The 13,227-nt window shown below is 67.0% G+C and carries 9 protein-coding genes; 5 read left to right on the forward strand and 4 right to left on the reverse strand.

The window, feature by feature from the left end:
• Positions 1-79: 79 nt before the first annotated feature.
• Positions 80-916, reverse strand: a complete 837-nt coding sequence (gene fghA, locus N4264_RS00640; protein ID WP_261695156.1) for an S-formylglutathione hydrolase — start codon at positions 914-916, stop codon at positions 80-82.
• Positions 917-927: 11 nt separating this feature from the next.
• Positions 928-2,037, reverse strand: a complete 1,110-nt coding sequence (locus tag N4264_RS00645; protein WP_261695157.1) for an S-(hydroxymethyl)glutathione dehydrogenase/class III alcohol dehydrogenase — start codon at positions 2,035-2,037, stop codon at positions 928-930.
• A 132-nt stretch (positions 2,038-2,169) separates the two neighbouring features.
• Between N4264_RS00645 and N4264_RS00650 the strand changes: the two genes are divergently transcribed.
• The 3 genes from N4264_RS00650 to N4264_RS00660 all read left to right on the forward strand — a co-directional run bounded on the left by N4264_RS00650 (position 2,170) and on the right by N4264_RS00660 (position 5,931).
• A complete protein-coding gene (locus N4264_RS00650) occupies positions 2,170-2,946 on the forward strand; it encodes an RNA ligase family protein (protein WP_261695158.1) in 777 nt (258 codons plus the stop codon).
• Between the two features lie 328 nt (positions 2,947-3,274).
• Positions 3,275-3,829 (forward strand): hypothetical protein, encoded by a 555-nt coding sequence (locus N4264_RS00655; RefSeq protein WP_261695159.1) that lies wholly within the window; start codon positions 3,275-3,277, stop codon positions 3,827-3,829.
• Positions 3,830-3,867: 38 nt separating this feature from the next.
• On the forward strand, positions 3,868-5,931 hold the full coding sequence (locus N4264_RS00660) for an alkaline phosphatase (RefSeq protein WP_261695160.1): 2,064 nt from the start codon (positions 3,868-3,870) through the stop codon (positions 5,929-5,931).
• Between the two features lie 63 nt (positions 5,932-5,994).
• Here the strand turns inward: N4264_RS00660 and ppc are convergent, their stop codons facing one another.
• Both ppc and N4264_RS00670 read right to left on the reverse strand, forming a co-directional pair.
• On the reverse strand, positions 5,995-8,718 hold the full coding sequence (gene ppc, locus N4264_RS00665; RefSeq protein ID WP_261695161.1) for a phosphoenolpyruvate carboxylase: 2,724 nt from the start codon (positions 8,716-8,718) through the stop codon (positions 5,995-5,997).
• A 372-nt stretch (positions 8,719-9,090) separates the two neighbouring features.
• Positions 9,091-10,455: a glutamate--cysteine ligase gene (locus N4264_RS00670; RefSeq protein ID WP_261695162.1), complete on the reverse strand. Its 1,365-nt coding sequence runs from the start codon at positions 10,453-10,455 to the stop codon at positions 9,091-9,093.
• A gap of 112 nt (positions 10,456-10,567) precedes the next feature.
• Here N4264_RS00670 and N4264_RS00675 point away from each other — a divergent pair, with 112 nt between their 5' ends.
• Together N4264_RS00675 and N4264_RS00680 are read left to right on the forward strand one after the other, a co-directional pair.
• On the forward strand, positions 10,568-12,151 hold the full coding sequence (locus N4264_RS00675; RefSeq protein ID WP_261695163.1) for a peptide ABC transporter substrate-binding protein: 1,584 nt from the start codon (positions 10,568-10,570) through the stop codon (positions 12,149-12,151).
• Positions 12,151-13,083, forward strand: coding sequence for an ABC transporter permease subunit (locus N4264_RS00680; protein ID WP_261697553.1), 933 nt, complete (start codon positions 12,151-12,153; stop codon positions 13,081-13,083). Before N4264_RS00675 ends, N4264_RS00680 begins: the two co-directional genes overlap by 1 nt.
• Positions 13,084-13,227: the final 144 nt, after the last annotated feature.

Here is a 13,227-nt window from a genome sequence, read left to right on the forward strand (position 1 = left end):
CACCAATCGACGCGCGCAGACGCACCACGCGGTCCCATCGACACCGCTTCGTGTAGTGGTTACGGAAATTGGCGCCGGGTCAGCTCATGGCCGCGGCGTGCCAGGCAATGTGCTCGCCGATGAAGCTGGCAATGAAGTAGTAGCTGTGGTCGTAACCGGCGTGGCGGCGCAGATCGAGGGGGTATCCGGCAGCACGACAGGCCGCTTCGAGGCGTTCGGGCTGGAGCTGGGTCTGCAGGAACTCATCCGCGTCGCCCTGGTCGACCCGGAGCGGCAGGCGCGCCGTCGCCAGGCGCACCTGCTCGCAGGCGTCCCAGGCCCGCCATGCGACGCGGTCAGCGCCGAGGTAAGCGGTCAGTGCCTTCTGGCCCCAGGGCACTTCGGAGGGCGCGACGATGGGGGAAAAGGCAGAGACTGATGCGTACCTGTCCGGCCGGCGCAAGGCGATCACCAGGGCGCCATGGCCGCCCATGGAATGACCGAAGATGCCGCGGCGCCCACTCGACGAAACGGACGACTCCACCACTTGCGGCAGTTCATCGACGATGTAGTCGAACATGCAGTAGTGCGACGACCACGGTGCCTGCGTGGCATTGACATAAAAGCCGGCGCCCTGGCCGAGGTCATAGGCGGGGTCATCGGGCACGGCGGCACCGCGGGGGCTGGTGTCGGGCGCGACAAGAATCACCCCGTGTTCAGCCGCGTAACGCTGCGCGCCCGCCTTGGTGATGAAGTTCTGCTCGGTGCAGGTCAGGCCGGAAAGCCAGTACAGCACCGGGCAGGGGCGTTCCGACGCTTGCGGCGGAAGGTAGACGCCAAAACGCATGGTGCAATCAAGAACGGCCGAGCGGTGCTCGCGCACTTCCTGCCACCCATCGAAGCAACGCTGGCGCGACAGGACCGACGTGGTTGTCATGATCGCGCGACTCAGAAAGTGATGACCGTGCGGATGCTCTTGCCCGCATGCATCAGGTCAAACGCGTCGTTGATGCGTTCCAGCGGGAGGGTATGCGTGATGAAGGGATCGAGCGTGATCGTTCCGGCCATGGCCTGCTCGACCATCCCCGGCAACTCCGTACGGCCTCGCACACCGCCGAAGGCACTGCCGCGCCAGACGCGCCCCGTCACCAGCTGAAAAGGACGCGTGCGGATTTCCTGGCCCGCGCCCGCGACGCCGATGATGATGCTCTCGCCCCACCCCTTGTGGCAGCACTCCAGGGCCGAGCGCATCACCTCCACGTTGCCGATGCATTCGAAGCTGTAGTCCACGCCGCCGTCGGTCATGTCGACGATCACCTGCTGGATCGGCCCGGCATGGTCCGCCGGGTTGATGCAGTCCGTCGCGCCCATCTGGCGCGCCAGCTCGAACTTGGCGGGATTGGTATCGATACCGATGATGCGGCCGGCGCGGGCCATCACCGCGCCCTGGATCACCGCAAGGCCGATGCCGCCCAGGCCGAACACCGCGACGGTTGCACCCGGCGTCACCTTCGCCGTGTTGTGAACGGCGCCGATGCCGGTGGTCACGCCGCAGCCCAGCAGGCATACCTTTTCCAGCGGCGCGGCCTTGTTGATCACCGCGAGCGAGATTTCCGGCACCACGGTGAACTCGCTGAACGTGCTGGTTCCCATGTAGTGGTGGATCGCACGGCCCTCGTGGCGGAATCGCACCGTGCCGTCGGGCATCAAGCCCTTGCCCTGCGTCGCGCGCACGGCCTGGCACAGGTTCGTTTTTCCGGATTTACAGAATTTGCATTGGCGACATTCGGCGGTGTACAGCGGAATCACGTGATCGCCCGGCTTGACGCTGGTCACCCCGGCGCCAACCTCCACCACCACGCCGGCACCTTCGTGCCCCAGCACGCTGGGGAACACGCCTTCGGGATCATCGCCGCTCAGGGTGAAGGCATCGGTGTGGCATACTCCCGTGGCCTTGATCTGCACCAGCACTTCGCCGGCGCGTGGACCTTCCACGTCGATCTGCACGATCTCCAGCGGCTTGCCCGCTTCAAAGGCGACGGCGGCACGGGACTTCATCGGACTCTCCTTGGTGAACAGTGGCGTTCACGGCAATCGCGCGAACCATCCGCCGATCATAATCAGTCCCTTCCCCACAGGGTACCGTCACACCGGAACCGGCGTCCGTCCGTTCCATCCACGGGAGCTATTGTGTTTGACATCCGCACCACCGACCTGACGCGACTGAACTCGCTGACCAAATACCCGTCGATCCCGACCTACCACGCACTCGACCCCCGCAACGGCGGACTGCTGCCCGAAACGGTGCCGTTTGACGGGCCCGTCGTGCTGACCGAGAAGGTCGACGGCACCAACACGCGCCTGATCAGCCTGCCGGATGGCAGCTACCTGCTCGGTAGCCGCGAGGAACTGCTCTACGCGCGCGGCGACCTGATCGGCAATCCGGCGCTGGGCATCGTCGAGGCGCTCAAGCCTTTCGCCGAACGCCTGCGCCATCCGCACACGGCCGATGCCGTGACCGTGCTCTTCGTCGAACTCTACGGCGGGAAGATCACGGCCGCGAGCAAGCACTACACGACGGACCAGTCGGTGGCCTACCGCCTCTTCGACGTGGCGGTCATCGCCGATTACGCGCAGCTCCTCGTGCGCGACACGCGCGAGATTTCCAGCTGGCGCGACAGCGGCGGCCAGGTGTTCCTCGAGGAAACCGCGCTCGTCGCCACGGCAGACGCACTGGGACTTCAGCTGACGCCGCGTATCGGCACGCTCGACGGCAGCGCCATGCCAAAGGATATTGAGGCTGCGCACGCCTTTCTCGGCGAACACATCGCTCGCAGCCTGAGTACCCTGGATGCGGCCGCCAGCGGCAAGCCCGAAGGGCTGGTGGTGCGCACGCCGGACAGGCGCGCCATCGCGAAGATGCGCTTTGAGGATTACGAGCACACGTTGCGGCGGCGAAAGGGCTGATCCGTCCGCCACGGTCACCGTTTTTCCTTTTACTACATAGCACCGCTGTATACGGAATCGTGGGATGGAAGCCCACGATGCCCCGCATCGCGATGCGCCATCGGATCGGCCACCCTGCCACGCGATAGTGTGTTGGCAACCGCTTTCCGCGCACCGTGTCGTATGGACGTCGCGGCAGGCCATGCCACGGCGTGTAATCGCGGTTACACAATCCTCCCCTAGCCTGCGCGGCCGATGGGGTACGCAGCGCATCTGCCTGCGCCGCCCCGCTTTCAAATCCCGATAGCACCGCCAGCGCCGGGCCGCGCCGGCGTAGCGGAGCCATTCCATGTTTCACACCGCAGCAGCGTTCGCCCTCTGGGCCACCGCGTCCCTGGGCCTTTCCGATGCTACGCTTTCTGTACCAAAAGCCTTCGCGGTCAGCGTACCCGCCAGCGCCGCACCGCGCGGTGTGAGCGACCTGAAGTTCCAGGACATCTTCCAGCGTCCCGTCGGCCCGGCCGGCCTGGCGCTGACCGACACCGTACGCGCGCTCGATGGCAAGCGCGTCCGCATGGTCGGCTACATGGTCAAGGGGGCAGCGAGCAGCCCGGGCCTGTTCCTGTTGTCACCGCTGCCGGTCATGGCCGGCGAGGAAGACGAAGGTCTCGCCGACGACGTGCCCGCCACCACCGTGGCCGTCGTCCTGCCCAATGCCGTCGACGTGCCCTATTTCGCCGGCCTGATCCAGGTCACCGGCACGCTGCGCCTGGCGCCCCGCGAGGATGCGCGCAGCAGCCGGATCCTCAACCTTTCGCTGGAGCTGGACGAGAAGCTGGCGCGCCAGCTGACCCGCCTGGCGCGCAGGCACCCCCCGTCGCCGTCCACGCACGCCCACCCGTAACGTCGTTTCGCCGCCCTCTGACTCCCATGGAGATGTTCATGCGTTCCCGCACCTTCCCCGGCGGCACCGCCGCCACGCTGGCCCTGGCGCTGGCGAGTCTTTTCACCACGGCGCAGGCGGCTACCGTGTCGCGCCTGACGCCACCGAGCGAACTCTTCGCCAGCGGCCAGGCCGCACCGGTCATCGCGCGCTTCCTGCCGGGGCAGCGTTTCGACCTGCAGGCCACCGTGCAGCCGGATCCAGGCCAGACCATTACCTCGTTCGAGTTTCGCGTCGACGGCAAGCTGGCATTGCAGCCGATCTACGCCGGCAGCCGCCTGATCTTCGACCCGCGTCCGACCCGTGCCCGCAAGGTCACCGAAACGGGCCCGGCCGAGACGTGCATCAATCCGGATACCGGCAAGACCAAGGGTGGCTCAGGCTGCGTGCTGGTGGCAGGCCTGCCGTCCAACACCGCCGTCCTGACCGAGCGCGCCTATTCCACCGGCGTCGTGGGCGTGCACACCTTCACGGTCACGGCACGCCAGTCCAACGGCGCGGTGATCGAAGCGTCGGGCAATTTCGAAATCGTGGACATCACTGCCGGCAACGGCCAGAAGGCCAAGAACATCATCCTGCTGGTGGGCGATGGCATGGGTTCATCGCACCGCACCGCCGCGCGCATCATGGCCAAGGGCTACGCCCAGGGCAAAGCCAAGGGCAAGCTGGCAATGGACACCTTCCCGGCGACGGCGATGGTGATGACGGCGTCGCTCAACTCCATCGTCACGGACTCCGCCCCCGGCATGGCCAACTACGTGTCGGGCAACAAGGCCGCCAACAACGAAGAAGGCGTGTTCCCCGACGACACGCTCAATGCGTTCGACAACCCCCGCATCGAGTACCTGGCCGAATACCTGCACACGCTGCAGGGCAAATCGCTGGGCATCGTGACCACTTCCGACGTGTTCGACGCCACGCCGGCCGCCAATGCGATCCATACGTCCTCGCGCGGCAACGGCACCGGTATCGTCGACCAGTACCTGGATGACCGTCATCTCACCGGCCTGACGGTGCTGATGGGCGGCGGCCGCAAGTGGTTCCTGCCCAATGCCTCCGCCTCGACCAGCCCACAGCCGGTGAACGGTTCGCAGCGAGTGGCCAAGAACGACTACGTACTGCCGGACGACCTCGTCGCCGGCTGGGGCGCCACCAAGGGCGCAATCGATCCGCAGCGCGACCTGATCGCCGACTTCCAGGCCGCCGGCTATCGCTACGCGCCGACAAAGTCCGCGCTGGACGCCGCGTTCGCGGGCCCGACGCCGGACAAGCTGCTGGGCCTGTTCGCGTATTCGAACATGAATGTCGCTTTCGACAAGATCAACGGCCGCCGCGGCGACCGCAGCGTCGTCGACGCCTTCGGTTTTCCCGACCAACCCATGCTCGACGAGATGACCGATCGCGCCCTGCAGGTGCTGTCGAAGAATCCCAAGGGTTTTGTCGCCATGATCGAAGCGGCGTCGATCGACAAGCAGTCGCATCTGATGGATACGGACCGCTGGATCCTCGAAGTGCTCGAGTTCGACCGCGCCGTCGCGGTGGCGCAGCGCTTCGCCCGCGAACATCCCGACACCCTGGTGATCGTCACCGCAGATCACGAGTGCTCTGGCGCCGCGATTATCGGTGCGGCCACCGCCACTGCCGCGCAGCTGCAGACCAAGCTGGACGGCGGCCAGAGCGTGGTCGGCGTATACGATGATGCGAAGTTTCCGAAGTACACCCTGGCAGAGGACGGCTACCCGGTCTCCACCGTCGTCGATCACAAGATGCTGATCGGCTACGGTGCGAACGCCGACCGCTACGAGACCTGGCTGCCGACCGCATTCCCGACCAAGGATTCGCAGCAGCCGTTCCCGCCGTCGCAGTCCCCGGCCAACCCCAACGTGCGCAACCAGGGCACCGGATTCCTGATCACCGGCCAGGTGCCGGGCGACCAGGCCGTGCACACGGCGACCGACATTCCGCTCTCGGCCTACGGCCGCGGCGCGATGCGGTTCGGTGGCACGATCGACAACACCGACGTGTTCTTCCAGTTGGCCCGGATCGCCGTCAGCGGCGAGTAGACCTCATCCGTGCAACACGGCGCCGTCCCCGGACGGCGCCGTTGTCGTTTCTGTCATGCGGAATCAGCCGGTGTTCTGTACGCCGGCGGCGATGCCGTTGACGGTCGCCGCCAGAGCCTGGAACAGATCGCCTTCCGGCCGCTCGGCAGCGCGCCATTTCGCCAGCAGATCCACCTGCAACAGGCTGATGGGATCGACGTAGGGATTGCGCAGTCGGATGGATTCCCGCAGGCGCCGGTCGCCCGCCAGCAGCGTGTCGGATTGTTTGAGATCCAGCACTGCCTGGCGCGTGCGCTCGAACTCCGCCGCGATCGGCGGATGGAACACCGCATGCAGCGGACCGGCGAGCAGGGAATAGCGGGCGTAGATCGCCATGTCGCACTTGGCCAGCACCATCTCGATGTCGTCGATCAGCGTGGCGAAGAAGGGCCAGTCCGCCGCCATTTCACGCAGGGCGTCGCGGCCGTACCGTTCGATTCCGCGACACAGTCCGGTTCCCACGCCATACCAGGCCGTCAGCCCCGCGCGGTTCTGCGACCAGGCAAATACCCAGGGAATGGCGCGCAACCGGTCGATGCCGCCGGCCCCGCCGCGGCGCGGCGGCCGCGAACCGATGCGCAACCGCTCGATCACGTCGATGGGCGTTGCTGCACGGAAATAGTCGGCAAAGCCTTCCGTCTCGTGCACCAGGGCCCGGTAGTGCAGCCGTGCCGCTTCGGCCATGGTGGAGGCCATTTCGCGCCAGGCGGTCTCGCGCGGCTCCGGCGGGCGCGGCCGCAGCGAAGCCCGCAACACGGCGCCGGTTGTTTGCTCCAGGTTGCGTAGCGCAATCGCCTTGATGCCGTACTTGCGATGGATGACTTCACCCTGCTCGGTCAGGCGCAGGAATCCATCCACCGAACCGCGCGGCGCGGCCACCACCGCACGTTCAGTCTTGCCGCCGCCGCGGCTGATCGAACCGCCGCGGCCGTGAAAGAATGCGATACGCACGCCGGTGCGGCGCGCCAGTTCGGTCAGGATCACCTGGGTCCGCTGCAACGCCCAGCGCGAGGCGAACAATCCCCCATCCTTGGCGCTGTCCGAATAGCCCAGCATGACGATCTGCCGGTCGCCACGTCGCGCCAGGTGTGCCCGGTACACCGGATCAGCGAAGAGTTCGGCCAGGACATCCGGCGCGGCCTGCAGATCGGCGACCGTTTCAAACAACGGCGCGACATCCAGCGGAACGACCCTCTGGGCGTCGACGCAGCCCGCGATTTGCGCCAGCACCAGCACCGAGAGCACGTCGACCGCGCTGCGGTTCATGCTGATGATGTAGGGCCCGATGGCCGCCGCACCGTAACGCTGCTGCGCCTGGGCGACGGTGCGGAACACCGCAAGGCAGGGGTCATCCAACGGGGCCAGCGCGCCGCCGTCGCCCTGCAGCCGCTGCACCAGCCGCGTGCGACGCTCGTCCAGTGGGCGCGCCGTCCAGTCGTCGTCCTGGAGGATCCGGCCAACCGCTGCCTCGTGCACGCTCGACTCCTGGCGCAGATCCAGCGTCGCCAGGTGAAATCCGAAGGTGTCGATCCGCAGCAGCAGGCGCTGCACCGCCAGCCACCCGGCATGACGTCCGCCGTGGGTGAGCAGGCTGTCGGCCACCAGCGCGATATCGCCGCGGAACTCCGCCACATCCGCGTAGCCCCCCTCGCGTTCAGCCGCGGTAGCGGCCAGCCGGGCGGCAATCAATTCCAGCAACAGGCGATAGGGCATGTCCGCATAGCGCGACTTCTGCCGCGCGGCTGCTCGTGGCAGGCGCTCGCGATAGTCCGCTAGTCGTTGCAGGATTGCCGGATCGACCGCCACGCGGGAGCCGGATTGGCTCAACAGGCGCTCCAGCTGCGACACCTCGCGCCGGTACGCCGCGATCACCTGTGCCCGCTGCGCCGCCAGTGTCGCCGCGATGGTGTCGGCACCCACGTTGGGATTGCCGTCCATGTCACCGCCCACCCAGGTGCCGAACCGCAGCAGCGTGGACAGGGGAATTGCCGGCTGACCCGCTTCGTCCAGCACGTCGCGCAGGACTTCGTAGAACACCGGCACCACCGCGTACAGCACGTCAGCCAGGAAATAGCTCACATGCTCGGTTTCGTCGGCGACCGTCGGCCGCTCGCTCGCCGCATCCGCGGTCTGCCACCCGGCCGTTAGCGCCAGGCGCATGCGCTCCTGGTCTGCGCGTCGCTCGGCCGGCGTGCGTTGCCGGTCGATATCCGCAATCAACGCCTGTACCAGCGCCTGCTCCTTGTCCAGCAGCGATCGACGCACCGCTTCGGTCGGATGCGCCGTGAAGACCGGCTCGACCCGCATGCGCCCCAGCAACTGCGCCAGGTCCTCGGCGCTCACGCCCTCGCGCAGAAGTGCGCCGATCACGGCGCGCAGTCCGCCCGGCTGGGGCTCGGCTCCGGCGCGCTCGTAGTCGCGCCGCCGTCGGATCCGGTGTACACGCTCGGCCACATTGATGGCCTGGAAATAGGTCGAGAACGCCCGCGCCAGATCCGCCGCCCGGTGCTGCGTCTGCGCCAGCAGATCCGCCAGCGCCTCCACCGGCGCCCCCGCCTCCCGCCGCCCGATCGCCGCCGCCCGCACCCGCTCGACTTCCGCCAGGAATTCCGGCCCGAGCTGGTCAGCCAGGATTTCCCCGACCAGGGCGCCAATTCGCTTCACGTCCTCCCGCAGAGGCTGATCCACCTTGGGGAAATCCACCGCACGCAAGCCGGCCCCACCTTCGACAGACACTGACTGACCCATAGCAGACGTTCCCATCCCATGATGCAGCGCAGCATGCAGTGTCAGCGGTGAAGGGGGTGGTGCCAATAGCGGATGGTTAGAACGGGAGCCGAGGCGCCGGCAGGCTGGGCAGGGACTGCATTGGCCATGACAACGCCGCCCGGCCCGCCTTCTGTAGGTTGGCGCTGAGCGCCAACCTACAGAACCGCAAGACGCGAGGAGTCGGTTGGGCGCAGGACGAGCGAAACGACTTGGCCTTTCGACGCCCCCCGCACACCATGACGCCGGGCGATGTCGGGCTTCGCTGCGCTCAGCGCCAACCTACGCAAAGACGGTTCTGCGCCTGGCGATGTCGGGCTTCAGCCCACCTGCGAGAGCAAGGTGGCCCGTCCGTCAGTACGCGAACTCCTTGAACACCCGATCAATATTCCCCTGCCATTTGCCGTGAAAGAGTTCGAGCTTCCGCTCTGCGGGCGTCTGATTCGCCTGCGCAAACTCGATCAGCGGTTCAAGGAAGACGGCTTCGTCGGCACCCGAGCCATTGCGGCGGGCGCGGCGGGCGAGGCCGTGGCCGGCGATCTTCAGGGTTTCCAGCGCCAGCTCACGCACCGTTCCCTGGCGGAACGGCAACTTGAATCCGTGCCGCGGCACCCCGTCGCGCAGGGCGTGGCGTTCGGCGAGCGTGAAGTCCTTGACCAGATCCCACGCGGCATCCAGCGCGGCGTCGTCGTACAGCAGGCCGACCCACAGCGCCGGCAGCGCGCACAGACGGTTCCAGGGGCCGCCGTCGGCGCCGCGCATTTCCAGGTATCGCTTCAGGCGCACCTCGGGGAAGGCCGTGGTCATGTGATCGGCCCAATCCTTGAGCGTGGGTACCGCACCAGGCAGGGCTTCCAGCTTGCCATCGAGGAAGCGCTTGAATGACTGGCCGGCCAGGTCGACGTATTCACCGTCGCGATAGCTGAAATACATGGGCACATCGAGCAAATAGTCGACATAGCGCTCGTAGCCGAAGCCGTCTTCGAACACGAAGTCGAGCATGCCGGTGCGGTCCGGATCGGTGTCGGTCCACACGTTGGAACGGAAGCTCTGGAATCCGTTGGGCTTGCCGTCGGTGAAGGGCGAATCGGCGAAGAGCGCAGTCGCGATGGGCTGCAGCGCCAGCGAAACGCGGAATTTCTTCACCATGTCGGCTTCACTTCCGAAATCGAGGTTCACCTGCACGGTGCAGGTGCGGGTCATCATGTCCAGACCCAGGCCGCCCTTGAGGGGCATGTAGCGCCGCATGATGGCGTAGCGCCCCTTGGGCATCCACGGCATTTCTTCACGTTTCCACTTTGGGTTAAAGCCCATGCCGAGAAAGCCCACGCCCAGTTCGTCGGCGACGGCCTTCACCTCGCGCAGATGGCAGGCCACCTCGCAGCAGGTGTCGTGAATCGTTTCCAGCGGCGCGCCGGAGAGTTCGAGCTGGCCGGCAGGCTCCAGCGTGATCGACGCATCACCCCGACTGAGCGCAATCAACGTGCCCTTTTCGGTGACCGGCGCCCAGCCAAAGCGCGTGAGCCCCTGCAGCAGCGCGCCGATACCGCGCTCGCCCTCATAGGGGGGTGGCCGCAGGTCGTCCAGGCGGAAACCGAATTTCTCGTGCTCGGTGCCGATGCGCCATTGCGCGGACGGCCGCGCGCCCTCGGCGATGTACTCCACCAGCTGCTCGCGGCGCGTAACGGGGACTTCCTTGACGGCGCTGGGACCGGACATGCGTGTCTGCCTTTTTTCGAGTGCTGGTTCTAGGCGGGCCGAGTTGGGGGCGGGCCGGACAATTCAAAGGGGAGGCTTGCGCGACTTTGGTATAACCGAAAAACTGCCCCGCATGCGACTGCCCACCCTTGTGTTCACTGTGCTGCTGACGTTATCGCCGGCGGCGAGTTCACGCGAACTGATTCGCGGAAACGGACCGGAACCGGCCACCCTCGACGTCCACCGCTGCCAGGAGGTGGCCTGCGGCAACCTGCTGCGCGATCTGTACGAGGGACTGGTCACCGAAGGTGCCGACGGCGCCATCATCGCCGGTGCCGCGCGATCCTGGCGAGTCTCAGACGATGGTCGCCAGTGGCAGTTCCGCCTGCGCGACGAACTGTGCTGGTCCAACGGTGAAGCGTTGACGGCGCAGGATTTCGTCGCCAGCCTGCGCCGCGCAGTGACGCCGCAGACCGCCGCTCCGATGGCGCAGCTGCTGCGGCCGATCGCCAATGCCTCGGCCATTCTGCGCGGCGAGGCCGCGCCCGAGTCGTTGGGCGTGACCGCGGTGGATGCGCACACGCTGCACATCAATCTCGACGAACCAGTCCCGTTGCTCGATCGCCTGGCCCTGCCGATCGCCATGCCTGTGTACCTGCCCGCGATCGCCGTCCACGGCGTGGAACACACGCGCCCCGGCAGGCTGGTCGGCAACGGTGCGTACCGGCTTTCGGGCTGGACGCCGCATGCCAGCGTCGAGATGGAGAAAAATACTTTTTTCCACGCCGCGACAGACGTCGCCATCGCGCGCGTCCGCTATGTGGTGACCGAGGATGCCGGAAGCGAGCTGCAGCGGTTTCTCGCCGGCGACGTGCACATCACCGAGACGGTGCCGCCCAAGCCCTTGCCCGTGCTGCGCGCCCAGTTCGGCGAGCGCCTGCGCATCAGCCCCTATGTCGGCAGCTTCTGGTTCGGACTGAACCTCACGCGCGAGCCGTTCCGCGACAATCCGGCCCTGCGCGAAGCACTCGTCCTGGCGGTGGACCGCGACATCCTCACCCGCCACATCACCGGCCTGGGTGAACAACCGGCGTTTGGCATCGTTCCGCCGGGCACGCGCGGGCATGCGGCACCCGTGCTACCGATGGCGCAGCTGACCCCGGCGGCCCGCGTCGCGCGGGCGCGGGAGCGCTACGCTGCCGCGGGTTACTCGGCCGATCGGCCGGCACAGCTGGAGATCCGCTACAACACATCCACCCTGCACCGGAAGCTCGCCCTGGCCGTCGCGGCCATGTGGCGGCAGACGCTCGGTGCCCAGGTGCGCCTGCGCAACGAGGAGTGGAAAGTGTTCGTGCAAAACCGGCGCGCACGCGTGATCACCCAGGTGTTCCGTGGCGGCTGGATCGCCGACGTGAACGATCCGCTGGATTTCCTCGCGACGTTTTCCGGACCGGACAATCCGCTCAATACCACGGGCTTTGCCGATCCCGAATTCGACGCCGCGCTGACGCGCGCCGCCCTCCTGCCTGACGGCACCGAGCGAACCGCGCTGCTGACTGCCGCCGAGGCGCGTGTGCTTTCGGCGCACGCCGTGGTGCCCTTGTACTTCTATTCGTCCAAGCATCTGGTCGATGACCGCCTGGAGGGTTTTGCAGGCAACCCGCTCGATCACCACGCCACGCGCTGGATGCGCTGGCGCGACGGGGAGGCGCCGTGATGCGCTGGCTGGGGCTTTTCGCGACGCGCCTGGCCGGCGGCCTGTTGACCCTGTGGTTGCTGGTGACGCTGTGTTTTGCCCTGCTCCACGCCGCGCCGGGCGGTCCGTTCGACACGGAGAAGGCTGCACCGCCGGCAGTGCAAGCCCAGCTGGCGGCACGCTACCGGCTCGATCAGCCGCTGTCGCGGCAGTACCTGGCCTATCTCGGCGATCTCGCCCGCGGCGACCTGGGTCCCTCGTTCCAATACCCCGACTTCACCGTCAATGCCCTGATCGCGGCGAGCCTGCCCGTATCGGCAGGCCTGGGTGGCGCCGCGCTGCTGCTGGCGCTGCTGCTGGGTGTACCCATCGGCGTATTCGCGGCCGCGCACGAAGGCGGCCGTCTCGATCGCCTGCTGATGGCGTTGACGGCGACACTCAGCGCATTGCCGAAGTTCGTGCTGGCACCGATCCTGATCCTCCTGTTCGCGGTCACGCTGAAATGGCTGCCGGCCGGCGGATGGGTCGCCGGCGACTGGCGCTACCGGGTGTTGCCGATCGTGGCACTGATGCTGCCCAACCTGGCCTGGTGCGCACGCCTCACGCGCGCCGGCGTGTGCGAGGCCCTGGGCAGCGAATGGGTCCGCGCGGCCCGCGGACGCGGCATCGGGCGGGCCCGGCTCCTGCTCGTTCACGCGCTGCCGGCGGCGTTGCTACCGGTAACGGCCTGGCTCAGTCCTGCCCTGATCGCAGTCATCACCGGCTCGGCGGTGGTGGAACACGTCTTTGGCATTCCCGGGATGGGGCGCTATTTCGTGCAGGGCGCGCTCAATCGCGACTACACCCTCGTGATGGGTGTCGTGGTGATCGCCGGGGCGCTGGTCATCGTGGCCAATACGCTGGTGGATGGTCTTCGCGCCTGGCTCGATCCGCGGCTACGTACGTCGGCGTAGGCCGAAAGTCACGATCAACTATCCAGAAATCGGCACCGACGCGGTGAAATCGTGCAAGCCGGTGCGATTACTGATCCGTAGTCTTACACCCAGCGAGACGCACCGGGATGAGTGCCAATCGCCACCAACGTCGCGGCAAGATCG

The sequence above is a fragment of the Tahibacter amnicola genome, assembly GCF_025398735.1.
GTDB lineage: Bacteria > Pseudomonadota > Gammaproteobacteria > Xanthomonadales > Rhodanobacteraceae > Tahibacter > Tahibacter amnicola.